Source organism: Microbacterium sp. LBN7 (assembly GCF_045690345.1).
Classification (GTDB): Bacteria; Actinomycetota; Actinomycetes; order Actinomycetales; family Microbacteriaceae; genus Microbacterium.
In genome coordinates this window covers 2,293,934-2,317,965 of the sequence record NZ_CP147856.1, presented here as the reverse complement: position 1 = coordinate 2,317,965, position 24,032 = coordinate 2,293,934, and the positions used below count along the sequence as shown (strand labels likewise).

At 68.9% G+C, this 24,032-nt stretch carries 27 protein-coding genes; 11 read left to right on the top strand and 16 right to left on the bottom strand.

What is annotated here, in order from left to right; genetic code table 11:
• Window positions 1-12 precede the first annotated feature (12 nt).
• Window positions 13-2,478 (top strand): X2-like carbohydrate binding domain-containing protein, encoded by a 2,466-nt coding sequence (locus LBN7_RS11160; RefSeq protein WP_341947205.1) that lies wholly within the window; start codon window positions 13-15, stop codon window positions 2,476-2,478.
• A gap of 76 nt (window positions 2,479-2,554) precedes the next feature.
• On the opposite strand, the gene LBN7_RS11155 is transcribed toward LBN7_RS11160, so the two are convergent.
• From LBN7_RS11155 to LBN7_RS11125, 7 genes are all read right to left on the bottom strand, one after another.
• Window positions 2,555-2,728 (bottom strand): CsbD family protein, encoded by a 174-nt coding sequence (locus tag LBN7_RS11155; RefSeq protein WP_116633633.1) that lies wholly within the window; start codon window positions 2,726-2,728, stop codon window positions 2,555-2,557.
• Between the two features lie 102 nt (window positions 2,729-2,830).
• Entirely contained in the window at window positions 2,831-3,445 is a 615-nt protein-coding gene (locus LBN7_RS11150; protein ID WP_407359648.1) for a hypothetical protein, read from the bottom strand.
• Complete coding sequence (locus LBN7_RS11145; RefSeq protein ID WP_341947203.1) at window positions 3,442-4,026, bottom strand: DNA/RNA endonuclease G; 585 nt, start codon at window positions 4,024-4,026, stop codon at window positions 3,442-3,444. Before LBN7_RS11145 ends, LBN7_RS11150 begins: the two co-directional genes overlap by 4 nt.
• A complete protein-coding gene (locus LBN7_RS11140) occupies window positions 4,023-4,418 on the bottom strand; it encodes a hypothetical protein (RefSeq protein WP_341947202.1) in 396 nt (131 codons plus the stop codon). The genes LBN7_RS11145 and LBN7_RS11140 overlap by 4 nt, the downstream gene beginning before the upstream one ends.
• Window positions 4,418-4,606 (bottom strand): DUF2273 domain-containing protein, encoded by a 189-nt coding sequence (locus tag LBN7_RS11135; protein WP_116633630.1) that lies wholly within the window; start codon window positions 4,604-4,606, stop codon window positions 4,418-4,420. Before LBN7_RS11135 ends, LBN7_RS11140 begins: the two co-directional genes overlap by 1 nt.
• Window positions 4,603-5,094, bottom strand: coding sequence for an Asp23/Gls24 family envelope stress response protein (locus LBN7_RS11130; RefSeq protein WP_341947201.1), 492 nt, complete (start codon window positions 5,092-5,094; stop codon window positions 4,603-4,605). The genes LBN7_RS11135 and LBN7_RS11130 overlap by 4 nt, the downstream gene beginning before the upstream one ends.
• 144 nt (window positions 5,095-5,238) lie before the next feature.
• Window positions 5,239-5,697, bottom strand: coding sequence for an Lrp/AsnC family transcriptional regulator (locus LBN7_RS11125; protein WP_341947200.1), 459 nt, complete (start codon window positions 5,695-5,697; stop codon window positions 5,239-5,241).
• 80 nt (window positions 5,698-5,777) lie between these two features.
• Between LBN7_RS11125 and LBN7_RS11120 the strand changes: the two genes are divergently transcribed.
• The 6 genes from LBN7_RS11120 (at window position 5,778) to LBN7_RS11095 (ending at window position 9,851) form a co-directional block, all read left to right on the top strand.
• Window positions 5,778-6,395: a LysE family translocator gene (locus tag LBN7_RS11120; RefSeq protein ID WP_116633628.1), complete on the top strand. Its 618-nt coding sequence runs from the start codon at window positions 5,778-5,780 to the stop codon at window positions 6,393-6,395.
• Window positions 6,392-7,198: a thioesterase family protein gene (locus LBN7_RS11115; RefSeq protein ID WP_116633627.1), complete on the top strand. Its 807-nt coding sequence runs from the start codon at window positions 6,392-6,394 to the stop codon at window positions 7,196-7,198. The genes LBN7_RS11120 and LBN7_RS11115 overlap by 4 nt, the downstream gene beginning before the upstream one ends.
• Before the next feature lie 137 nt (window positions 7,199-7,335).
• Entirely contained in the window at window positions 7,336-7,857 is a 522-nt protein-coding gene (locus LBN7_RS11110) for a sigma-70 family RNA polymerase sigma factor (RefSeq protein ID WP_116633626.1), read from the top strand.
• Window positions 7,854-8,549 (top strand): zf-HC2 domain-containing protein, encoded by a 696-nt coding sequence (locus LBN7_RS11105; RefSeq protein WP_341947199.1) that lies wholly within the window; start codon window positions 7,854-7,856, stop codon window positions 8,547-8,549. The genes LBN7_RS11110 and LBN7_RS11105 overlap by 4 nt, the downstream gene beginning before the upstream one ends.
• A 37-nt stretch (window positions 8,550-8,586) precedes the next feature.
• Window positions 8,587-9,123 carry a hypothetical protein gene (locus LBN7_RS11100; RefSeq protein WP_341947198.1) on the top strand — a complete coding sequence of 179 codons (537 nt, stop codon included), beginning with the start codon at window positions 8,587-8,589 and terminating at the stop codon, window positions 9,121-9,123.
• A 38-nt stretch (window positions 9,124-9,161) separates the two neighbouring features.
• A complete protein-coding gene (locus LBN7_RS11095) occupies window positions 9,162-9,851 on the top strand; it encodes an SGNH/GDSL hydrolase family protein (RefSeq protein WP_341947197.1) in 690 nt (229 codons plus the stop codon).
• On the opposite strand, the gene LBN7_RS11090 is transcribed toward LBN7_RS11095, so the two are convergent.
• Window positions 9,852-12,317 (bottom strand): glycosyl hydrolase 2 galactose-binding domain-containing protein, encoded by a 2,466-nt coding sequence (locus LBN7_RS11090; protein ID WP_341947196.1) that lies wholly within the window; start codon window positions 12,315-12,317, stop codon window positions 9,852-9,854.
• A gap of 284 nt (window positions 12,318-12,601) precedes the next feature.
• Between LBN7_RS11090 and LBN7_RS11085 the strand changes: the two genes are divergently transcribed.
• The 3 genes from LBN7_RS11085 to LBN7_RS11075 all read left to right on the top strand — a co-directional run bounded on the left by LBN7_RS11085 (window position 12,602) and on the right by LBN7_RS11075 (window position 15,932).
• Window positions 12,602-14,734, top strand: coding sequence for a heavy metal translocating P-type ATPase (locus LBN7_RS11085; protein WP_341947195.1), 2,133 nt, complete (start codon window positions 12,602-12,604; stop codon window positions 14,732-14,734).
• 51 nt (window positions 14,735-14,785) lie between these two features.
• Window positions 14,786-15,247: a DUF6153 family protein gene (locus LBN7_RS11080; RefSeq protein ID WP_341947194.1), complete on the top strand. Its 462-nt coding sequence runs from the start codon at window positions 14,786-14,788 to the stop codon at window positions 15,245-15,247.
• Between the two features lie 85 nt (window positions 15,248-15,332).
• A complete protein-coding gene (locus tag LBN7_RS11075) occupies window positions 15,333-15,932 on the top strand; it encodes a DUF305 domain-containing protein (protein ID WP_341947193.1) in 600 nt (199 codons plus the stop codon).
• Between the two features lie 95 nt (window positions 15,933-16,027).
• Here the strand turns inward: LBN7_RS11075 and LBN7_RS11070 are convergent, their stop codons facing one another.
• The 4 genes from LBN7_RS11070 to LBN7_RS11055 are packed head-to-tail and all read right to left on the bottom strand — an operon-like array spanning window position 16,028 to window position 19,520.
• Window positions 16,028-16,402, bottom strand: a complete 375-nt coding sequence (locus tag LBN7_RS11070; protein ID WP_407359647.1) for a hypothetical protein — start codon at window positions 16,400-16,402, stop codon at window positions 16,028-16,030.
• A 19-nt stretch (window positions 16,403-16,421) separates the two neighbouring features.
• Window positions 16,422-17,423: an aldo/keto reductase gene (locus LBN7_RS11065; RefSeq protein ID WP_341947191.1), complete on the bottom strand. Its 1,002-nt coding sequence runs from the start codon at window positions 17,421-17,423 to the stop codon at window positions 16,422-16,424.
• 44 nt (window positions 17,424-17,467) lie between these two features.
• A complete protein-coding gene (locus tag LBN7_RS11060; protein ID WP_407359646.1) occupies window positions 17,468-18,634 on the bottom strand; it encodes a MalY/PatB family protein in 1,167 nt (388 codons plus the stop codon).
• A 55-nt stretch (window positions 18,635-18,689) separates the two neighbouring features.
• A complete protein-coding gene (locus LBN7_RS11055) occupies window positions 18,690-19,520 on the bottom strand; it encodes a hypothetical protein (protein WP_407359645.1) in 831 nt (276 codons plus the stop codon).
• Between the two features lie 150 nt (window positions 19,521-19,670).
• Between LBN7_RS11055 and LBN7_RS11050 the strand changes: the two genes are divergently transcribed.
• Window positions 19,671-19,892, top strand: a complete 222-nt coding sequence (locus LBN7_RS11050) for a hypothetical protein (protein WP_341947188.1) — start codon at window positions 19,671-19,673, stop codon at window positions 19,890-19,892.
• Window positions 19,893-19,929: 37 nt separating this feature from the next.
• Here LBN7_RS11050 and LBN7_RS11045 read toward each other — a convergent pair whose 3' ends face one another.
• The 4 genes from LBN7_RS11045 to soxR all read right to left on the bottom strand — a co-directional run bounded on the left by LBN7_RS11045 (window position 19,930) and on the right by soxR (window position 24,001).
• Window positions 19,930-22,191 (bottom strand): heavy metal translocating P-type ATPase, encoded by a 2,262-nt coding sequence (locus LBN7_RS11045; protein WP_407359644.1) that lies wholly within the window; start codon window positions 22,189-22,191, stop codon window positions 19,930-19,932.
• A 47-nt stretch (window positions 22,192-22,238) separates the two neighbouring features.
• Window positions 22,239-23,183, bottom strand: a complete 945-nt coding sequence (locus LBN7_RS11040) for a heavy-metal-associated domain-containing protein (RefSeq protein WP_407359643.1) — start codon at window positions 23,181-23,183, stop codon at window positions 22,239-22,241.
• Window positions 23,180-23,392, bottom strand: coding sequence for a heavy-metal-associated domain-containing protein (locus tag LBN7_RS11035; protein ID WP_116633613.1), 213 nt, complete (start codon window positions 23,390-23,392; stop codon window positions 23,180-23,182). Before LBN7_RS11035 ends, LBN7_RS11040 begins: the two co-directional genes overlap by 4 nt.
• A gap of 168 nt (window positions 23,393-23,560) precedes the next feature.
• Complete coding sequence (gene soxR / locus LBN7_RS11030) at window positions 23,561-24,001, bottom strand: redox-sensitive transcriptional activator SoxR (protein ID WP_116633612.1); 441 nt, start codon at window positions 23,999-24,001, stop codon at window positions 23,561-23,563.
• Between the last annotated feature and the right edge of the window lie 31 nt (window positions 24,002-24,032).

Genomic DNA, 24,032 nt, shown 5'->3' with positions numbered 1-24,032 from the left:
TGAGAGGAAGACATGATCCACAACGATCGCCCGACCACGAGGCTGCGATGGCCGGCCGTTCTGGCCGCCGCCACCCTGGCGCTCGGCCTGGGCACGGCCTCGGCTCAGGCCGCCGAAACTCCGGCGGCATCCGCACCGTCCGCGGCGTCCGCCGCCACGACGGTCGCCGCCACCACGTCGACTGACGAGCCACTGGGCTCGCGGCCGTACATGGGCTGGAGCAGCTACAGCATGCAGGTCTACGCCGGGAACGGCCAGGCCTGGATCAGCGCCGACCAGATCATCGCGCAGTCCGACGCCATGCACGAGAAGCTGCAGCAGCACGGGTACGAGTACATCAACATCGACGCCGGCTGGAACGGCGGTGTGGATGAGAACGGCCGCCCGGTACCGAGCACGACTCTCTATCCCGATGGTCTGCAGGCCGTCATCGACCACGTCCACGCCAACGGCCAGAAGATCGGGCTGTACTTCATCCCTGGCATCTCGGCCGAGGTGTACGAGGCGGAGCTGCCGATCGCCGGCGCCCCCGAGTGCACGACCGGCGACGTCGTGAAGCGCCCCCTCCAGCAGGCCGACTACTGGGGCATCGGGCATCGCATCGACTTCTCGACCCCTTGCGGACAGGCCTACATCGACTCGATCGCCGGCATGCTCGGCGAATGGGGCATCGACTTCGTCAAGTTCGACAGCGTCACCCCGGGCTCCGGGATCGGCGACCTGTCGATCGACGCCCGTGACGACGTCGCGGCCTGGTCGCAGGCGCTCGAGCGCAACGACATCTGGTTCGAACTCTCGTGGGCCCTCGACATCCGCTACGCCGACTACTGGAAGGAGCATGCGAACGGTTGGCGCGTCGACTGGGACGTCGAGTGCTACTGCGAGAACGACGCGCTCACCACGTGGGACAACATCTCGCGCCTGTTCCCGAAGGCCGCCGAGTGGTGGCGGCACGCCGGCCCCGGCACGGGATGGAACGACTTCGACTCGCTCAACGTCGGCAACGGCTCGATGGACGGCCTGACCAAGGACGAGCGCCGCACCGCTGCGACGTTCTGGGCCGTGGGAGCTGCGCCGATGTATGTCGGCAACGACATGACGAACCTCGACGAGTACGGACTGGAGCTGCTGACCAACGACGAGGTCATCGCGGTGAACCAGGCGGGGCGTCCCGCACACCCGGTCTCGACGGCGACGCAGCGACAGACCTGGTACGCGGTGAATTCCGACGGATCGGTGACCGTGGCCGTGTTCAACCTCGGTCGCACCGACGCAGACATCACGATCCCGTTCGCCGACATCGGCATCGACGGCTCTGCGAAGATCCGCGATCTGTGGCGCAAGAAGAACCTCGGCAGCGCAACCGGCGAGTTCGTCGCCGAGGACGTGCCGATCCACGGCACGCGCCTGTTCACCTTCACGCCCGCGAAGAAGAGCACGATCACCCTCAACGACGACGACGCGCGGCTGCTCTACGACGGCGATTGGGGCCGCAACGGCGGCTATGAGGTCCCGGCACGTTCGCAGGCGCTGACGGTGTCGGTCTTCGACTCCGCGCAGGGCGGCGAGGCACCCGAGACCGGCGCATCGAACGTGGTCAGCGTCAACAACGACGGCCCGGGCATCGTGTACGGCGGCACCTGGAGCCGAAGCGCCGGTCGGGGCATGGGCGACTACCAGGACGACGTGCAGTACAGCGAGGCCGACGGATCGTCGTTCGAGTACTCCTTCGTCGGCACCGGCATCGACTGGGTGACCGAGACTCACTCCTCGCAGGGTGAGGCGGATGTCTATCTCGACGGCCAGCTCGTCGACACGGTCGACACGTTCCTGGCCGAAGGTCGCGGCGTGCAGCAGGTCGTCTACAGCGTGCGCGATCTGCCGAACGGCAGTCACACTCTCCGGGTGGTGAAGAAGTCCGGACAGTTCATGCTTCTCGACAAGCTCGACGTCATCCAGGAGGGCGTGCTCGACGTCGACCACGTGGCGTTCGACCGCGCGGAGCCGGCGGATGCCGTGGTGACACTTGGGCGCGACCCGGGCGAGCTGCTCGGTGTGTTCCGAGACGGCACCGCCCTCGTGGCGGGAGCCGACTACACGGTCGACGGCCGCGAGGTGGCCATCGGTGCCGCACTGATGGGTTCGTTCGCCGACGGCGACACGGCGTTGGAGTTCCGCTTCCGCGGCGATCTCCGCGACGACGTGCACTGGTCGAGCGTCGACGGCGCGTCCGTCTCGCTCGGCTTCACCGGTTCGAAGGTCACGCTCACGGGTGCGATCGGACCCGACCAGGGCACCGCCGAGGTCTACATCGACGGCGAGCTGGTCGACACGATCGATCTGCACGGCGATGCGCGGCTCACCCGTCAGGAGCTGTTCACGAGCGGCGACCTGCGCAAGGGCGAGCACACGATCAAGATCGTCAAGACGTCGGGTGACGTCCTGACGATCGACGGACTGTCGTACGTGACCCGCTGAGAGAACGACGGCCGACAGGAGAATGCCGGGGTGGGCAGGGTCTCCCCCGCCCACCCCGGCACTCAGGTCGCCGTGATCACTTCTTGAAGGCGTCCTTGATGTTCTCGCCGGCCTGCTTGACGTCGGACTTGGCCTGGTCGGCCTTGCCCTCGGCGACGAGCTTGTCGTTGTCGGTCGCGTTGCCGATCGCCTCCTTCGCCTTGCCGGCGATGTCCTGAGCGGCGTTCTTGATCTTGTCATCGAGTCCCATGGGGGGCTCCTTTCCTTGTGGTGATCATGACGTCGGGATGATCCCCCGACGCCTCATCGACGTGCCGCGCAGCGACCGGCGATAAGTCTGGGTGGAGGCGACTCAGGAGAGCCGACGCTGATCGTGCGCGAGACGCGCGCGGAGACCGGTGTGGATCGAGACGTAGGTCTCCGTCTCGCGTCCGGTCAGGGCGGCGAGGTTGGTGAGCAGACGATCGAGGTGATCGACGACCTCGCGGGGATCCGTGTTCTGCCGCGGCGTGACGGCCACGTGCAGCACGGGCCGGCTCTTGATGTCATTGGCCGTGACGCTGGACGACAGGATCTCGTCGCGTGACGCCAGCGAGTTCTTCACGGCATCCGATACGAACGACTCGGTGACGGTGACCCGACCGAGCGGATTCTGCGCACCCGACGAGCGGAAGACGGTCTTCGAGCGGCGACCCGCGATGCTCGTGAGCGCGAGGATCAGCAGCACGACGACGACGAGGACCGCGGCGACCGCGGCGACCGCGACCCACGAGAGGGAGCCGCCCGCGATGACGGATGCCGCGATCGCCTGGTCGAGCCAGGAGCGCGCGTCCTCTCCGGCGGCCGTCCAGACGTCGGCCGCAGTGGGCCAGCTCATGATCGCGATGCCGACCGCCCCGAGCGCGAGGAACAGCAGTCCGATGATCAGCAGCAGCGTGCGGTTGAGTGCACGATTCGTGGCGTTCACAGCGAGTCCTCCTTCTCGTCCGGACGCTCGATGCGGATCCGCGTGCGAACGTTCCTGGTCAGCCGGTATGTCTGCAGCTCCGCCTCGGCGGCCGACTGCACGGCGCTCTTCTCGAGCGGGACGCCGGCGCCGGGGCGCAGGGTCACGTCGACGCTGCGGTGGCCGACGCCGACGGTGATGTTCTCGCGAGCGAGGCCCGTCTCCTCCGACAGGTGCTGAGCCAGGGCGCTCGCGATGACGCCGTTGTCGACGACGACCGCGCGGTCGCCCGCGTCGATGGTGTGCTTCGACAGACGCCCGGGGGCGACGGCGAGCCACACGAAGACCACGCCGATGAGGGCGAGGATCACGCTGCCCGCGACCACCGCTCCGGCGGGCTGAGCGGTCGGAAGTCCGACCAGCCATCCGCCCGCGGCGGCGGGACCGAGGAGGAGCGCGGGCTGGGCAGCGAGGCTCAGCACGATCTCCAGCCCGATGTACGCGAGGGCCAGGATCAGCAGGATGACGGCGACGAACGTCGCGACGGTGCGCGGCGAGTGCGTCTCGCGTCGGACGACGCGGCGCAGGACCGGGGTGCTCATCGCACTCGTCTCCTTTCGGGGATGGCGGCACCGGTGATGGTGAGGGTGATGCGCGTCACCTCACGGCCGAGGATGCCCGAGAGCCGCTCCTGCAGCTGCTCCTGGAGATGACGTGCCCGGTCGAGCACGGGCATCCCTTCGGCGATCGCGGCGGTGTCGTCGAGATCGGGCACGGGGAGCGGCGTCGCGATGCGGACGGCGATCCCCGCGGGGTGTTCGGCGACATCGACCTTCACGTCACCGCGGGGCACGCCGATGAGGGTCGCGGACGCCTGCTCGGTGACCGTGCGGTACACGCGCTCTCTCACGTCGATGCGGCCTCGGACGGCGTCCCCTCCGGTGGCGACCCCCGCGGGACCGCCACCGGGGGCGAGGTGCTGGTCGACGCGCATCAGGAGGTGCGCCGCCCTGTGAAGGCGTCCGCGAGTCCGCGGACGTCGATCTTGCCGGAGGCGATCCGGCCGACGATCGCACCGATGCCGGCGAACAGGGCCATGAGGAGGAATCCCCAGAACCCGAACAGCAGCGCCGCGAGAGCGAGGAGAGCGCCGATCAGGGCGCCGGTGACGGTGGGACTCATGAGACTCGCGACTCCTCGTTCTCCTGGTTGTCGGTTCCGGGCACGTGCACGTCGTTGACCTCGACGTTGACCTCGACGACCTCGAGGCCGACGAGTCGGCTGATGGCGCCGGCGACGGCGGCCCGCACGTTGCTCGCGACCTCCTGGATCGGGGCGGGGTACTCGACGACGATGGTCAGGTCTGCGGCGGCCTGTGTCTCGCCGACCTCGACCTTGACGCCCTGGGCGAGGTCGGTCGCGTTGATCACGTCGCGGATCGCACCGAAGGCGCGCGCTCCGCCGCCACCGAGCGCGAACACGCCGGGGACCTCACGAGCGGCGATGCCGGCGACCTTGGCGACCACGCCGTCGGCGATGACCGTCTTTCCTGCGGCATCCGCGTCGGCGGGGATCCGGGACGTCGAGAAGCTCGAGGACCGATCCACGCGTGAGGCGGAGGTGGCGGGCTTCTCGGCGGGGGCGGCGGTGTTCTGGTCCTGGTTTGCCATGACGGGTCCTGTCTCGATCTGTGTGCCGGCCACCGGCCCCTGGGGGGCTTCGACCGGGAGCGATTTCCTCGCTCACAGGTAAGACGGGCGGTCCCGCCGATTCGTCACGAATCAGTCCGACGACGTCGGGGAAACCGGCCGGCGTCAGCCGTCCAGCGGGAGCGAGCGGTCGTCGACGACCGAGCGCATCACCATTGTCGTGTTCAGCCGCTGCACCCCGGGAAGCGCGCTCAGCCGCTCGTCGTAGATCTGCTGGAAGTGGTCGAGATCCCGCGCGACGACGCGAAGGAGATAGTCCGGCTCTCCGAACAGCCTGTCGGCATCGAGGATGTACGGGATCGCCGCAACGGCTTCTTCGAACGTGGCGATGACGTCTCGGGTGGACTCCCGCATGGTGACGAACACGAGCGACTGGAAGCCGAAACCGACCGACGCCGGGTCCACGTCGGCACGGTAGCCGACGATCACGCCGTCGCGCTCGAGTTCGCGCAGCCGACGATGACAGGGAGACATCGTCAGCTGCACGCGCTCGGCGAGTTCGGTGAGGGTCTGCCGGCCGTCACGCTGGAGTTCGGAAAGAATCTTCCTATCGATGGCATCCATACGATGATCCTTCCACGATAAGCCCCCGCAGGGAAGGAATTTGGAAGCACCTTCGCCCTCATCGCCAATAGCCTTTCCCCATGAGTTTCGCCGCACTGCTGGCCTTCTGGGGCGTCTCCGCACTCTTCGTCATCACCCCCGGAGCGGACTGGGCCTACGCCATCACCGCGGGGCTGAACCGCCGGGTGCTGCCCGCCGTTGTCGGGCTGCTCACCGGCCACCTCGTCGCCACCCTGATCGTGGCCGCCGGTGTCGGCGCGATCGTGATGAGCATTCCGGGCGCCCTGACCGTGCTCACGATCGTCGGCTCCCTCTATCTCATCTGGCTCGGCATCAGCACCCTGCGGCATCCCTCCGTCGTGCGTCCCAGCGACGATGCGGCTTCCGGCTCGGCCTGGCGCTGGTGGCTCAAGGGCTTCGGTGTGAGCGGGTTGAACCCGAAGGTTTTCCTGCTCTTCCTGGCGGTGCTCCCGCCGTTCACCGACGCCGATGCTCCCTGGCCCCTGGCGGTGCAGATCACCGTCCTCGGGTTAGTCCACATCGTGAGCTGCGCGGCGATGTACCTGGCGGTCGGGTACGGTGCGAATCGGATACTTCACTCCCGGCCCACCGCAGCGCGTGTCGTCAGTCGGGTGTCCGGCGTCGCCATGATAGCCATCGGTCTGTTCCTCGTCATCGAGAGGCTCCTCCACCCATGACCTCCGTCGAAACCCCCCTCGTGACTCCGGCCTACTTCGAGCCGATCGATCCGATCACCTTCCGCGCGACCTCCGGGGTGCAGGGCGCATGGAACACCGCGGAGCAGCACATCGCTCCCGCACTGGGGCTGCTCACCCATGTCCTCGAGACCGACCACCGCGCGCGTCATGGCTCCCCCCTCTCGCTCGCTCGCATCTCCTTCGACATCCTCGGCACGCTGGCCATCGACGCGGTCGAGACGCGGACGCACGTCATCCGTCGCGGGCGCACGATCGAACTGTCCGAGGCGGTGCTCAGCCAGGACGGCCGCGCGGCCGTCATCGCCCGCGGCTGGTTCCTCGCGGACTCCGACACCGAGGACGTGTCGGCATCCGCCCTGTCGCCGATCCCCTCCCGCGCGGACATGGCGCCGTGGGATGCGTCCGAGATCTGGCCGGGAGAGTATGTCACGACCGTCGACGTCCGGCGGGATGAGGAACGGCCGGGGCGCGCCCGATTCTGGATGCGGCCGAAGATCTCCCTGATCGCCGGCACGGCGGTCAGCACCACCGCGCGGATGCTGGGACTGGTCGACATCGCGAACGGCGTCACCCCGCTGATCGCACCGACCGTGATGGCGTTCCCGAACGTCGACCTCACCGCTCATCTGTTCCGCGCCCCGGTGAGCGACTGGATCGGCTTCGACACCACCGTCAGCTTCGGGCCCCGCGGTCACGGTCTCACGCATACCGTGCTGCACGACGACGTCGGGCCGATCGGCACGGTCCAGCAGTCGCTCACGCTGCGCGTGAATTCCCTCTGAACCTTTCGCCCACCCGTATCGTCTCTTCCTCGGAGGGTGCGTTTCCGCGCACCGGAGACGGGGGATGACATGGGGAAGCGGACGGTCGCGATGACTCGCAGAACCGCGGAAAGACGGCTCGAGGTGCGCGCGCACCGATGAACGACTTCCCAGCACCGACGGATGCCGATCGGCTGCTGCGAACCGCTCACGACCGTTATTCCGGAATGCTACGTGGCTTCGTGATCTCGCTCCCCTACGACGCCGCCCTCGCCGACGACGTCGTTCAGGAGACGCTCCTGCGCGCGTGGCAGAACCCCGAGATACTGACCAGGCCCGAGCCCGTGATCCGGGCATGGCTGTGCAGGGTCGCGCGCAATCTCGTCACCGACGATCTGCGCAGCGCCCGCCGGCGGCGGGAGGTCGTGGTGGAAGCCCTCCCCGAGGGGGCGCACGACGACGACACCGACCGCCTCTTCGAGCGCTGGGTCATCGCCGAGGCCCTGTCGACCCTTCCCGCCGACCACCAGGCCGTCATCAGCGGCGCCTATCACGGAGGCAAGAGCGTCGCCCAGCTCGCTGACGACTTCGGCATCCCCGCCGGAACCGTGAAGTCACGTCTGCACTACGGCATGCGGGCGCTCCGCCTCGCCCTGCAGGAGAGAGGCGTCGTGTCATGACCGACGATGAGTACACCGAGTGGGATGCCGCGTACGTGCTCGGAGCGTTGAGCGTGACCGAGCGCCGGCAGTTCGAACGACACGTCTCCGGATGCCGTTCGTGCCGGCAGTCGGTGAGCGAACTCGCTCCCCTGCCCGCGCTGCTCGCCGCCGCCCCCGCGCCGGCCGTCCGAGCGGCGGCGCCCGCGGATGCCGCGGCATCCGATCTCCCCTCGTTCGCCGCGCTGGCCGATCGCGTACGCGACGGGAGGCGGAAGAGCCGGATGCTGCTCGCCGCGGCCGCCGTCGGACTGATCCTCCTCGGCGGAGCGGCCGGCTACGGCGTCACCCTGGGCCTCCGCACTCCCGCGGTCGTCGCGGTCGGAGAATCCGTGCGCCTCGACCCGGTCGGGAACAGCGGCGTGCGCGCCGACCTGTCGCTCACGGGGGAACCGTGGGGCACGCGACTCGACTGGTCGTGCTCCTACCCGCCCGGCATCGCGCCCGACCACGACTACGACGACGCCGACCGGGACTACGAGCTCGCGGTCGTCGACGCCACCGGCATCCGCACAGTGGTCGCGACCTGGAAGAGCGACGGCGGGCCCCGCACGACCGGGCTCTCCGCGGCGACCTCGACCCCGCTCGACGAGATCTCCCGGATCGAGCTGTCGGCAGCATCCGGCATCCTGCTCGCCGTCGCCCCGCGCTGACCCACGACCACAACGCCATCACCACCGGAGGAAGAACATGTCCACTCGCTCTGAGATCGCCCACGCCGCCCCCGCACGCTCCGCGCTCGACGCCCCTTCGGCACGCGTCTTCGGCGGCCTCACCCGGATCGCGCTCGGATTCGTCTACCTGTGGGCGTTCATCGACAAGCTCTTCGGCCTCGGTGTCGCCACGCCGCCGGAGGGATCCGTGCTGGCGGGGCAATCGCCGAGCGCCGGATACCTGGGCCACACCGAGGGTGCACTCGCGGGTGTCTTCCGTTCCATGGCCGGCAACCCGGTCGTCGATGTGCTGTTCATGCTCGGCCTCGGCGCCGTGGGCGTCGCGCTCGTCGCCGGCGTGTGCCTGCGTCTCGCCGCCGTCGGCGGCACGCTCGTGATGGGCGGCATCTACCTCAGCGCGCTGCCCCTCTCGAACAACCCGATCGTCGACGAGCACCTCGTGTACATCCTCGTCGGCTGGCTCCTCGCCGAGATCGGCGCCGGATCGATGATCGGTCTCGGTGCCTGGTGGCAGTCGCAGCCGTTCGTGCGGGGCCGCCGCTGGCTGTCCTGACGTCCCATCCGTCGAGCGCTCGGCGACGAACAAGAGGCATGCGCCGTCTCCGATCGCTCGCATCCGTCGTCGCCCTCACCCTGGGCCTCTCGGCCTGCAGCACCGTGCCCGTGCCGACACCCGATGCCTCGCCGACCTCCGGGAGCGGACCGCTCGTCGCCTTCTACGGAGACTCGTACACACTGGGCACGGGCGCGAGCGATCCGTCGCTGCGCTGGTCGACGATCATCAGCGCCGACCGCGGGTGGAGCGAGTTCAACCCGAGCGTCAACGGGCTCGGCTTCGTCAACCACCGCCTGGACTTCGACGAGGACGACCTCCCCGAACTCGTCATCGAAGCGCAGCCCGACATCGTCTTCGTGACGATGGGCCTGAACGACACCTTCAGCTTCGATCGGCGCGCCGACCTGATCCGCGACACCATCACCGACGACCTCACCCGCATCCGCGATGCTCTGCCGGAGGCGCGGATCGTGGTCGTCGAGCCGTTCTGGTACACCGAGGAGCGCCCCGAGTCCCTCGAGACCATCATCGGCTGGGTCGAGGCAGCGGCCGCAGCCATCGACGCCGACCGGATCCCGGGCGCGAGCCACTGGCTCGACGGACACCACGCCGGGTCCGAGGACAGCTGGATGGCGTCCGACGGGCTGCATCCGTCCGACGTCGGGTATGCCCACCTGGCCGAGCAGATGGATGCCGCCCTGGAGAAGCTCGATCCGCCGCTCTGATCAGAGAGCGGTCGCCGCCACCACCTCGTTCACGGTGCGCAGCACCGGGGACGACCCCAGCGCCTCCGCATCGAGCGGCTTCGGCGAGGTGATGGTGATCCGGATCGGCTCTCCGGGGATCACGTCGATGTCGGCGTCGTCGGTCCACGCCTCGGCCACCAGCCGATCGGGGAACAGGCAGAGACCGCGGACGAACTCCCCCGCCGCGATGTCGACCGTCTGCTGACCGTCACGCCATTCTCCGACCTCGACGCGAAGGACCGCGTCCTGCAGCGCGAGCTCCTTGTCCTCGACGAACACGTGGCTCGTCGCTCGCGCACCCGAGACCTCGACGCGCACGACCTCGCGTCGCGGGTCGTCGGGCGTGGCCACATCGGCATCGAGCGGCTCCCCCACGCTGTCCAGCGCGGGAACCGTGAGCGAGACCGCCTGCTCGGCGAGCACGGTGCCGTCGAACGCGAGGCGACGGATGCTGCCCGCCACCGTCCAGTCCTCGATCGAGTCGTTGACCGCGACGAGCATCAGGGTCCCGTCGGGCATCGGCTGCACGGTGACGATGCGCTCGGCGTTCGACCGGCGCAGGCCGTGCCAGAGCGGCTTGCGGCGCCCGTCGCCGTCGACCGCGGCCCAGGACGTCACGGGCCAGCAGTCGTTGAGCTGCCAGACGATCGTGCCCATGCAGTGCGGACGCTGCGAGCGGTAGCGCTCGATCGCGAAGACGATGGCGCGCGTCTGGTTCAGCTGCGTGAGGTAGTGCCAGTCCTCCATCGACTGCGGCTCGGGCAGGTGCGGCTCCATGCCGCGGGCGAGCTTCTCGTTGCCGTCCGCAGCCTTCTGGTGCAGCAGCATCCCGGGCGACTCCGGCGTGAGGGGCTGGTCGTGAATCGAGCGCGTGAGCGTCGACCACGTCGGCGGCCCCTGGAAGCCGAACTCCGAGACGAAGCGCGGCTCGTAGTCGGCGTAGGTCGTGTAGTCGACGCGGTTCCAGACGTCCCAGATGTGCACGTTGCCGCGGTCGAAGTCGTTCGGGTGGAACTCCATCGACCCCGAGAACGGGCTGCCCGGCCAGTAGGGCGTCATCGGGGCGAGCTCGGCGACGATCGGGGGAAGGATCTCGGTGTAGTAGCCGAGGCCCCAGGTGCGGTCGCCGACCTCGTCCTGCCAGTTCCAGTCGAACCAGCCCCAGATGTTCTCGTTGCAGCCGTTCCAGAGCACCAGGCTCGGGTGCGTCGAGAGGCGCAGCACGTTGTCGTGCGCCTCGGCGACGACCTCGCTGCGGATCGGCTCCTCCTCGGGGTACGCGGCGCACGCGAAGAGGAAATCCTGCCAGGTCAGCACCCCGAGCTCGTCGCAGATGTCGAAGAACTCGTCGCGTTCATAGATGCCGCCGCCCCACACGCGCAGCAGGTTGAGATTGGCGCCGATGGCCTGGTCGATGCGGGCGCGATAGCGCTCCTCGGTCAGACGCGAGGGGAAGCAGTCGTCGGGGATCCAGTTGGCGCCGCGGATGAACAGCGGGATGCCGTTGATGATGAAGGTGAACTTGGAGCCCGACTCGTCGTCCGACGTGTCGAGCTCGACCGTGCGGAAGCCGACCCGGCGGGTCCAGGAGTCACGGGCGGTCTCGCCGTCGTGCAGCGACACCTCGAGCTCGTACAACGGCTGCTCGCCCATGCCGCGCGGCCACCAGACGGCGGCATCCGGCACGCGCACCTCGGCGTCGACGGATTCACCGCTGACGGGCACCTCGACCTGCTGACCGCCGATCGAGACCGTGATCACGCGACCCGTGGCGTCGGCATCCGTCGTCTCCAGCAGCGCGGTCACGCGCACGACGCCCTCGTCGCCGTCGAGGGTGAGCACGGGGCGCACCTCGGCGAGCCGCGCGCCCGACCACGACTCGAGCCGCGCGTCCTTCCAGATGCCGGCCGTGACGAGTTGGGGTCCCCAGTCCCACCCGAAGTTCGCGGCCATCTTGCGGATGAACCCGAACGGCGTCGGGTACGCATTCGGCAGGTCGCCGAGCTCGGCGATCACGCCCTCCGCATACTCCCACGCGGAATCGAAGACGACTTCGAGCTCGTTCGCTCCCGCGTGCAGTCGATCAGTGACGTCGAAGCGGTAGGTGCGGTGCTGGTTGAACGTGCGCCCGACCTCTTCGCCGTTCAGCGTCACGGTCGCGACGGTGTCGAGGCCGTCGAAGACCAGCTCGGTGCGCTCCTCACCGGCATCCGCCCACTCGATGGTCGTGCGGTACGCCCAGCGTGTGTGACCGATCCACTCGTCCTTCAGCTCGTTCAGGTCGAGGTACGGATCGTCGATCAGTCCGGCCGCGAGGAGGTCGGTGTGCACGGTTCCGGGGACGGTCGCGGGGATCGAATCCGGCAGCGCGGCCGCGGGGGTGCCGGCATCCGGGGCGACGGCGCGGAGCGTCCATCCGTGAGTGAGGGAGGAGACCAGAGGCACGACGGACCTGCTTTCTGTGGGGGATGCCGTCATTCTTCCAGGTGCGTCCCGCGAGGGAGTGTCGTGCACCTCGTCGGTGACGTCGACGACCTCACAGAGCACGATCGGTCCGGCAGGTGGTCGACTCCGAGGCCTCGACCGGGGAATACCCTGAGTGCGATTGTGTTGGATACCCTAGGGGGGTATTCTTCCGGCACGAACGAGTACGTCGACGAACAGCCGGGCCTGACCCACCGTCCGTCCCAGCCCGGCTCGACCCGGGCGCATCCGAGCAGGGGTTTCCGATGAGCCAGCACGATGAGCACATCCATCACACGACACACGAAGATCACCGCACCGCGCCGACGGCGCATCATGACCACGCGGCGGTGAGCCACGACAGCGGCGACGCTCGTCACGATCACGCCGGCCACGGCGATCACGAGGGCCACGGTGGCCACGGTGGCCACGGTGAACACGTGGGCCGGTTCCGGCGGTTGTTCTGGATCATGCTGGTCATCGCGGTACCCGTTGTCGGGTTCTCGACGATGTTCTCGATGCTGCTCGGGTACACCTTGCCGGAGGCCGCGTGGATCGGCTGGGTGTCCCCGGTTCTCGGGACCGTCATGTACGTGTGGGGCGGGGCCCCGTTCCTCACCGGCGCGGTGAGTGAGCTTCGGGCGCGCAAGCCCGGAATGATGTTGCTGATCACCCTCGCGATCACGGTCGCGTTCCTCGCGTCCTGGGGCGCGAGCCTCGGGGTGCTCCATCATGAGCTGGACTTCTGGTGGGAGCTGGCGCTGCTGATCGTGATCATGCTGCTCGGTCACTGGATCGAGATGCGCTCCCTCGCCCAGACGACCTCAGCGTTGGATTCCCTGGCTGCGTTGCTGCCCGACGAGGCCGAGAGGATCGAGGGGGACACGACCGTCACGGTAACCCCGTCTGATCTGCAGGTGGGTGACGTGGTGGTGGTACGCCCCGGTGGGCGGGTGCCTGCGGATGGGCGGATTGTGCAGGGATCGGCCAGCATGGACGAGTCGATGATCACCGGAGAGTCCCGGCCCGTGCGCCGGAGTGACGGCGACCCGGTCATCGCCGGGACCGTCGCGACCGACTCGGGCGTGCGGGTCGAGATCACCGCGATCGGTGAGGACACCGCTCTCGCGGGGATCCGGAAGCTGGTGACCGAGGCGCAGAGCTCGTCTTCGCGCGCGCAGCGCCTCGCGGACAAGGCCGCGGGGTGGTTGTTCTGGTTCGCGCTCGGCGCTGCCGCGATCACCGCGATCGTCTGGACGGTCGTCGGGCTGCCGGACGCCGCGGTGATCCGCACGATCACCGTGCTGGTGATCGCCTGCCCGCACGCTCTCGGCCTGGCGATCCCGCTCGTCGTGTCGATCGCGACAGAGCGTGCCGCCCGTGGTGGCGTGCTGATCAAGGACCGCCTCGCGTTGGAGAGCATGCGCACCGTCGATACCGTCCTGTTCGACAAGACCGGCACCCTCACCAAGGGCACCCCTGCCGTGACGGCGATCAGCCCCGCCTCCGGGACCGATTCCGACCAGCTGCTGGCCTGGGCCGCGGCCGCGGAAGCCGACTCCGAGCACCCGCTCGCTCGCGCGATCGTGAGCGCGGCGAAGGAGAGGTCTCTCGCTCTCCCTGCCTCGTCCGACTTCGAATCCTCCCCCGCGGTGGGGGTCCGTGCACGGGTGGATGGACGCGTCGTGCAGGTCGGTGGCCCCTCCATGCTCGAACAGGGGCACGCCTCCGAGCTCGCGGTTGCCGACGAGTGGCGTGGTCAGGGTGCGATCATCCTCCACGTGCTCGTCGACGGTCAGGTCGCGGGCGCGCTGCGCTTGGCGGATGAGATCCGTTCCGAGTCGCGTCACGCGGTCGAAGCCCTCCATGAACGCGGCGTGCAGGTGGTCATGATCACCGGTGACGCCGACGCGGTAGCCGCCTCCGTCGCGGGCGCGCTCGGCATCGACCGATACTTCGCCGGGGTGCGACCGGAGGACAAGGTATCGAAGGTGAAGGCGCTTCAGGGCGAAGGGCGCAAGGTCGCGATGGTCGGAGACGGTGTCAACGACGCCCCTGCGCTCGCGCAGGCCGACGTCGGTATCGCGATCGGGGCGGGAACGGATGTCGCGATCGCCTCCGCGGGCGTCATCCTCGCCAGCGACGACCCCCGATCGGTGCTGTCGGTGATCGAACTGTCACGGGCCAGCTACCGGAAGATGAAGCAGAACCTCTGGTGGGCCGCCGGCTACAACCTGCTCTCCGTCCCGCTCGCGGCCGGAGCGCTCGCCCCCATCGGGTTCGTACTGCCGATGTCTGTGGGCGCGGTGCTGATGTCGCTGTCGACCATCGTCGTCGCGCTCAACGCGCAGCTGCTGCGCCGCCTGGATCTGCGGCCGGACGCCATCGCGGGCAGGTAGCAGAAGACCTGTCAGACACGAGACGTAGGCTGAGACGAACGGGAGGTGGGCATGTCTCTGATCGACGCAGGGCAACGAGTGCGGGGACAGCGCACGCTGACACACACCGTCCTGGCCGTCCTCGCGGTCGCCGTGGGGATCATCGCCGGACTGCTGGCGATGCACTCCTTCAACTCGCACGCGACGACTGTCGGCCACCACGACACCGTCGCCGTCAGCACCGATGCGGGAGTGTCCGAACGTCACCACGACACGTCCACAGCCGCCCAGCTGCCGGGCACGCCGACATCGGATGCGGGATGCGCGACGTGTGAAAGCGGGGACTCGATGACCTGGATGGCGTGCGTGCTCGCACTCCTGGTCGCCACCATCCTTCTCGGACGGAGCGGGCTCGGCTGGCGGCACACTCCGTTGGTCGCGATTCTCGCGTCCGTGACGACACGCTGGCCCGCCCGCGCTCACGCCCTCCCGCCACCGCCCTCTCTCACCGTTCTCTGCATCAGTCGCACGTGATGACGCCTTGCTCCGCTCTCGCGGGCAACGCACTCCCTGGCACCGGCACCAGCCGGGCCTCATCACCGACCCTTGGAGAACACTCATGAACACCCGACACACGGCGATCGCCGCACTCACCCTCACGGCCCTCCTCGCCCTCACCGGTTGCGCCGGCACCGCCGGCTCCGGCGACGGCATGCCGGGCATGGACCACGGCAGCAACCCCTCTGCATCCGCAGACGCAGCCGACGCGAACGACGCCGACATCATGTTCGCCAGCATGATGAAGGAGCACCACGCTCAGGCCATCGAGATGTCCGACATCCTTCTCAGCAAGGACGGCGTCGACGACCGCGTCCTCTCCCTCGCCGAAGAGATCAAGGCCGCTCAGGAGCCTGAGATCCGCAAGATGGACCAGTGGCTCGACGACTGGGGCGCCGACGTGGACAACATGGGCGGCATGGATCATGGCAACGGCATGATGTCGGACGAGGACATGCAGGCCCTCGAGGATGCGACGGGCGCTGAGGCCGGCCGCCTGTTCCTCGAGCAGATGATCCAGCACCACGAAGGTGCTGTCGACATGGCGCAGGACGAAGTCGACAACGGTCAGAACAGTGACGCCGTCGCACTCGCCGAGACGATCATCGAGTCGCAGACCACGGAGATCACGACGATGAAGGAGATCCTCGCCACTCTGTGATCCAGGAGGTGGGGTGCGGGACCCCCGCACCCCACCTCCTCGGCCTGTTGCGCGACACGACCTGCCATCGGCCTGAAGACGCCTTCGAGTCCGAGCTACGCCCGGTCCCACTCCGGCAACGGGTACTCGCTGACAGGCGGCGGCGTGGCCAGCACTGCGGCCAGCGGCCCCAGCACGAGGACCGCACTCAGCCCGACGACGACCCACACCGTGGCACGCCGGGCGCGCGTCGGGCGGTCGCCACCCAGCCCCACAAGCGCGGCGGACAGCAGGAGAACGAGCCACACCAGGAGCGAGACGACGCCCATCCCGATACCGATCGACCGCTCGGCGTCGTCCGCATCGGAGTACTCGATGACCGAGAGGCCTGGACCTGCCAAGGTGAGGCCGGAGAGCCCGAGCATGAAATCGCCGAAGAGTCCGACAAGCGTCGCTGCGATCGCGAGAAGGACAGTGCCGACGATCCGCACGGCCCCTCCTACTCCACGATCAGGCCGGCTTCGCGGCCAGCGGCTCGAGGCGGGCGATCTCTTCGTCGGTGAGCGGGGCGCCGTCGAGCGCGCGGAGCGAATCCTCCAGCTGGCGGACGCTCGAGGCCCCGATGAGGGCGCTCGTCACGGCCGGGTCGCGCAGCACCCACTGGATCGCGAGCTGGGCGAGCGTCTGACCGCGCGAGACGGCGATCTCGTTCAGGGCCTTCGCCCGATCGAGGTACGCCTCCGAGATGTTCGACTCGGTCATCCATCGTCCCGTCGCCGCGCGCGAGTCGCTCGGGATGCCCTTCAGGTAGCGATCCGTGAGCAGCCCCTGATCCAGCGGCGAGAACGCGATCGCACCGGCACCCAGTTCGGTCAGGGTGTCGAGCAGACCCAGCTCCTCGATGCGGCGGTCGAACATGTTGTACCGCGGCTGGTGGATCGTCAACGGCACACCCTCGGCGCGAAGTGCTGCGGCGGCCGCTCTGGTCTCCTCCGGCGTGTAGTAGTTCGAGATGCCGGCATACAGCGCCTTGCCCTGACGCACCGCGGTCGCGAGCGCGCCCATGGTCTCCTCGATCGGCGTCTCGGGATCGGGCCGGTGGGAGTAGTAGATGTCGACGTAGTCGAGTCCGAGTCGCTGCAGGGACTGATCCAGTGACGCGACCATGGTCTTGCGCGAGCCCCACTCGCCGAACGGCCCGTCCCACATCTGGTAGCCGGCCTTCGTCGAGATGATGAGCTCATCGCGGTAGGGCCGGAAGTCGAGCTGGTGGATGCGGCCGTAGTTCTGCTCCGCGCTCCCCGCCGGCGGGCCGTAGTTGTTGGCCAGGTCGAAGTGGAACACGCCCAGATCGAAGGCGCGGCGCAGGATCGCGCGCTGCGTCTCGAACGTGCGGTCCTCGCCGAAGTTGTTCCACAGGCCCAGCGACACGCGCGGCAGGATCAGACCGCTCCGCCCGGATCGCGCCGTCGTGATCGAGTCGTACCTGGTCGGCTCAGCGGTGTACGTCATCGTCCTGCTTTCTGGGGGAAGGATACGAGTCCACTATTCCAGTCTCAGCGCCTCGCCAGCGCGTCGGCCATGCGATCGACGGCCTGCTCGATGATCGGACGCGGGGTGGCGAAGACGAAGCGCATGAAGCCGACGCCGGCGGCACCCGTGGCGGAGCCGTCGGTGAGGGCGACGCCCGCGTTCTCGCGGAAGAACTCCGCGGGCTGCGCACCGAGATCGAGTGCTCTCGCGTCGAGCCACCCGATGTACGTGCCCTCGGGCTCTCGGTAGGCGATCTCAGGGATCCGCGCGGCGAGCGCCTCCCCGAGGAACCGCCGGTTTCCGTCGAGGTAGGTCGTGACGTCGGCGAGCCAGGCGCGATCGTCACGATACGCGGCCGTGTTCGCGATGACGCCCAGGTTGCTCGCGCCGTGCGAGGCCATCATCCCGATCGGCTCCCAGATCGCGCGGTCCTCGTCGTTGGTGAGGATGATCTGCGCGGTCTTGAGCCCCGGAAGGTTCCAGGCCTTGGACGCCGACGTCGCGGTCACGGTGTGAGCGGCGGCGGCATCCGAGATCGACGCATACGGGGTGTGCGCCGCGGGGGCGTAGACGAGCGGCGCGTGGATCTCGTCGGAGAACACCCGTCCGCCGTGACGCTCGACGACCTCGCTCACGGCGAGCAGCTCCTCACGGTCGAACACACGCCCGACCGGGTTGTAGGGATTGCAGAGGACGAGCAGATTCGCTCCGGCGCGGAACGCCGCGTCGATGCCGTCGAGATCGAGCGTGTAGCGGCCGTCGGTCACCGTCATCGGCACCTGGATCACCTCGCGCCCGGCCGCCGGCGGCACCGAGAGGAACGGCATGTAGGCCGGTGTCGGAACGATCACCGGAGAGCCGGGGCGCGAGAAGTGCTCCATCGCGAGCGCGAGGCCCTGGATCACGTCGGCGATCGGATGGACGTCGGATGCCGGCACGGCCCAGCCGTACATGTCACGCAGCCAATCCGACGCGGCCGCCGACATCTCATCGGAGAGGGAGGCCGGCAGGTAGCCGAACAGGCCCTGATCGACAGCCGCGTGCAGCGCACGGGAGATGCCCGGAGCGACGCCGAAGTCCATCTCGGCGACGAAGGCACCGACCGCGTCGGGGAACATCGACCACTTGAGCCCGCCGATGCGTCGAAGGTGCTCGACCTCGATCGAGTCGAAGGCGGAGGCGAGGGACATGCGGGCTCCTTGTGGTTGCGGTCGCAGAGGGGGTCCCTCCATCTTCGCCCGGTTCTCAGGAGGTGGGCTCGGCCGCGATCATCTCGTCGTACCCCTCGACGTACGTCGGGTAGTCGAGACTGCCGAGCACGGAGAGGAGCAGCGAGCCGTCATGCACCAGGCCGGTCGGCTCTGCGGACGGGTCGTCCGGCGGAGCGTCGACTCCGAGCCGGAGCGCGATGTGAGCGACGACGTCTCCCAGCGGCGCCGGAGCCTGATCGACAGCGTGCACGAGCGCCGGAGGCTCCGGCATCCGCACGAGCAGGTCGAGCGCGCGCACCAGATCCACCTCGTGGATGCGGTTCGTGCGACGGCGGTGGTTCAGCGTCTTGTGCTCTCGCACCTGCCGGAGCAGGAAGCCTCGGCCCGGACCGTAGATCCCGCTCGGCCGCACGACGACCGCCGAGAACAGCTCGATCGCCGCGCGCTCCCCGTCGTACAGTCCACGGGAGCGATCGGATGCCGGCACGGGCTCGTCCTGCTCTGTGATCGGGTGCTCGGATGCCGTCGCCTCGAAGACCCCTGTCGACGATACGAAGACGGTGCGTGCGGGAACGGCGGGCAGCGCGGCGCGGAGATGGCTCAGGGCTCTTCGGTAGCTGTCGACGCTGCCACCCGGCGGGAGGGTGATGACCATCGCGTCGACCGTCGGCAGCGGCTCGGTCAGGGGCGCGGAGAGGTCCGCCCGGATGCCGGACACGCCCTCCGGCAGCTCGCCTTCGCTGCGTCGCAGCGCGATCACCTCACCGCCGTCGGCGACGAGCCGGAGCGCGAGACGCCGCCCGAGCTTGCCGAAGCCGACGAGGAGAGTGCGGCGGGGAGGCGCGAGCAAGGCGGGAGAGGTCACAAACTCAATCTGTCACACCATCGTCAGGACGAGCACAGCCGACGCGGCTCCGTAGTTCCACCGATGTGCGCGCTTCCCGGTCGGGGAAGACTGACGGCCGGACCCCTCCTCGCACGCGCGCGGGGAGGGCATGACCGAGAGGAACAGACCATGAAGAACATCAAGAAGCGTGCCGCGGGCGCTGGCGCCGTCGTCGCACTCGCCGCCGCGCTCCTCCTCGTGCCCGCCGGAGCCGCCAACGCGGCGAACAGCTACGTCTACCAGGGCTCCTGCGGCGCGGGCTGCTTCAAGTACAGCAACGGCTCCCAGAACGCCTACATGGACAGATGGATGGGAATGACCTTCCACCTGACCAGTCAGGTGCCGTACTAGACCGCGGCGCTGTCGATCGCGTCGTCGCAGAACTCGCTCAGCTCCGCGCGACGCTCCTGAACCCGCGCAGGCGCAGGCTGTTGCCGACGACGAAGACACTGGAGAGCGCCATCGCCGCGCCCGCGAGCATCGGGTTCAGCATCCCGAGGGCCGCGACGGGGATCGCCGCGACGTTGTACGCGAACGCCCAGAACAGGTTGGTCTTGATGGTTCCGAGCGTCTTCCGGGACAGGCGGATCGCGTCGACGGCGCTGCGCAGGTCACCCCGCACGAGCGTGATGTCGGATGCCTCGATCGCGACATCCGCCCCGGTTCCCATCGCCAGGCCGAGGTCGGCCTGCGCGAGGGCGGGGCCGTCATTGACACCGTCGCCGATCATCGCGACGACCTTGCCCTCGCTCTGAAGGCGGCGGACGACGTCGACCTTGTCGGCAGGGAGCACCTCGGCGATGACCTCGTCGATGCCCACCTCGGTGGCGATCTGCCGCGCGACCGCCTCGTTGTCTCCGGTGAGCAGGACCGGGGTCAGACCCAGTTCCTTGAACCTCGCGATCGCCTCGGCACTGGTCGGCTTCACGGTGTCGGCAACGACGAGGATGCCGCGAGCCTGGCCGTCCCACCCCACGGCCACGACGGTCTTGCCCTGGCTCTCGGCATCCGCCTTCGCCTGCGCGATCTCCGGGCTCAGGTGCTGCGACCACTCCGCCAGCAGGGACGCCCTCCCCACGAGCACCGCGTGCCCGTCGACGACTCCCTGCACACCCTTGCCCTCGATGTTCGCGAAGTCCTCGGGTGCTGCCAGCGCCCCGACCTCCTGGGTCGCGGCCTTGGCGATGGCCTGCGCGATGGGGTGCTCCGAGGCATCCTCCAGGGCGCCGGCCAACCGCAGCAGCTCGGCGCGGTCCACGCCCGTCTCGACGACGACATCGACCATCGTCATCTTCCCGCTGGTGACGGTCCCCGTCTTGTCGAGCACGACGGTGTCGACCATGCGAGTGGATTCCAGAACCTCCGGGCCCTTGATGAGGATGCCCATCTGCGCGCCGCGACCGGTTCCGACCAGCAGCGCCGTCGGCGTCGCCAGCCCCAGGGCGCACGGGCACGCGATCACGAGCACGGCGACCGCTGCGGTGAACGCCGCCGTCACCGGGAAGCCGGCTCCCAACCAGCCCCCGAGTGCCGCGACCGCGATGACGATCACGATCGGCACGAAGATCCCGGAGATCCGGTCGGCGAGGCGCTGCACCTCGGCCTTGCCGGTCTGCGCGTCTTCGACGAGCCGGGCCATCTGCGCCAGCTGCGTGTCGGACCCGATCCGTGTCGCCCGCACCACGAGCCGTCCCCCGACGTTCGTGGTGGCACCGGTGACCGCGTCCCCCGACGCGACCTCGACGGGAACGGACTCCCCGGTGAGCATGGAGGCGTCGACAGCCGAGGTGCCGGACACCACGACGCCGTCGGTGGCGATCTTCTCGCCGGGACGCACGATGAACTCATCGCCGACGCGGAGGTCCTCGACGGGGATCCTGCCCTCGATCCCGTCGCGCACGATCGAGACGTCCTTGGCGCCGAGCTCGAGCAGCGCGCGCAGCGCGGCCCCCGCCTGCTTCTTCGAGCGCTTCTCGAAGTAGCGCCCGGCGAGGATGAACATCGTCACGCCCGCGCCGACCTCGAGGTAGATGTTCGCGGCGCCGTCCGATGGCGCCAGCGCGAACTCGAACGGGTGCGTCATCCCCGGGGTTCCCGCCGTGCCGAAGAACAGCGCGTACAGCGACCAGAGGAACGCGGCCGAGGTGCCCATCGAGATGAGCGTGTCCATCGTCGCCGCACCATGGCGCAGGTTCATCCATGCGGCGCGGTGGAACGGCCATGCTGCCCAGACGATCACCGGTGCGGCGAGCGCGAGCGACGCCCACTGCCAATAGGTGAACTGCAGAGCGGGGATCATCGCCATCGCGATGACCGGCACCGTCAGCACGATCGACCCGATCAGTCGGTTGCGCAGCGAGCGCAGCTCCGGGTCCGAGTCATCGACGTCGCCGGCCGTCTTCCTCTCACCCTTGGGCGCGGGCAGGACGGCCGTGTAGCCGGTCTTCTCGACCTCGGCGATCAGGGCGGCGGGGTCGTACCCCTCCGGCACCGTGACCTTCGCCTTCTCGGTCGCGTAGTTCACGGTCGCCGTGACGCCGTCGAGCTTGTTGAGCTTCTTCTCGATCCGCATCGCGCAGGAGGCGCACGTCATCCCGCCGATCTCCAACTCGACGCCGGATCCGGCCGCCTGCGGCACTGAGGTGCTCATCGTGCGCTTTCCTTCTTCTCGATACGGATGCTGATGCGGGTGCGACGTCAGTGCGAGTCGCCGGTGTGGGACTCGCCATCGCCGTGCGCCGCGTCGACGACGAACTCGGCCGTGCGGACGACACCGTCGACCTGGAAGTCCAGGTACAGCAGATAGCGTCCCGCGGTCGGGGCCTCGGCGAAGAACACGATCTCAGGTCCCGCGGTGTCGCCGGCCGCGGGCTCGTCGCCCTCGGCGTGCACGTGCAGGAAGGCGAGGTCGCCCTCGCGCAGGGCGACGAGGTGGCCGAACGCTCCCAGATACGGCTCCAAGGTCGTGACGGGCTCGCCGTCACGCGCGATGGTGATGGTCAGTTCGCTCGCGGACCCTGCGACCACGTCTCCTTCGAGGGAGACGGTGAAGCCGTCGACCTCGGAGACCAGGCTCGGCTGCGTCTCGACGGGAACGAACTCGCCCGCCACCTGGACGGTGCGCGAGAGTGTGAGGTTCGCCGCGTCCGCGCCGCCCGGCGTGAAGTCGGCGAACACGCGATAGGTTCCTGCGGCCGCCCACTCCCACGGGAGCGACCACGTGCCCGTGGCCTCGTCGAGCACCGGGTGCACATGCTGGAACCCGCTGCCGTCCGATCGGGCGACGATCAGGTGCAGGTCCTTGTCGTGCGCGGTCGTGTACGCCGTCACGGGTTCGCCGGCGGCATCCTGGATCCGGAAGCTCAGCTCCCCGGCCTCGCCGACGACCGCCGGCGCTTCGATCGGCGACAGCACGTAGCCGTCGATGCTGAGCGCGAGGCCCTTCAGAGCCGTGGCGACGGCCGTCGATGCCGATGCCGTCTCCCCGGACTCGTGTCCCTCGTCATGCCCGTTCATCTCGCTTCCCTTCTGCCATCCGGCGACCACGTCGTCGGGAACCACCGCTGCGGCGATGCCGAAGGCACCGCCGAAGGCGGCGATCAGTCCGAGCCCGTACAGGGCGAGACGTGCGCCGGTCTTCATGACGCCCGTACCGCCGAGTAGCCGGCCTCCTTGACCGCCGCGAGGATCTGCGCGTCGTCGATCGCGTCCGAGGCGGTGACCTCCAGCAACCCGGTCTTCGCGCTCACCTGGATGCCCTCGACGCCCGCGATCTGTCCGACCTCTTCGCGCACCGACATCTCGCAGTGCCCGCACGTCATGCCCGTCACCTGGTACTCGTTCGTCGCCATGTCCTCATCCTCATCTCGTCGGGATACCCCACCGGGGTATTGGGAACAACTGTATACCCCTCATGGGTATTCCCGAAACCCCTGCAGAGCGCGCGGATGCGCCTAGCGACGAGAGCGCGTCCAGCGCCCGCTCCGCGCCGGCGCGGTGCGCTGACGCTCGGGCCCGCGTCAGATGCGACGCGGCCCCGGCCCGTCGACGCCGAGCGCGTCCTCCGGGTTGAGCAGCCGGCACGCCTTGAGCGAGAGGCACCCGCACCCGATGCAGCCGGTGAGCTCGCGCTGCAGATGGTCGAGCTGCGTGCGCCGCAGCTCGAGCTGCGTGCGCCAGAGCTTCGCGACCCGCTGCCAGTCGCGCTGCGAGGGCGGGTCGTCGAGCGGCAGGCTCTCGAAGACGTCCTGCACATCGCTCAGCGGGATGCCGAGCCGCTTCGCCACGACGATCAGAGAGACGCGCCGCAGCATGTGGCGGCGATACCGGCGCTGATTCCCCGGGGTGCGCGTCGAGGCGATGAGGCCGAGCTGCTCGTAGAAGTGCAGAGCGGATGCCGGCACGCCGGTGCGCTGCGTGACCTCGCCGATCGCGAGCAGATCATCGGGTTCCAGAGACATCTCGACCTCCCCTTGACCTCAACCTTACTTG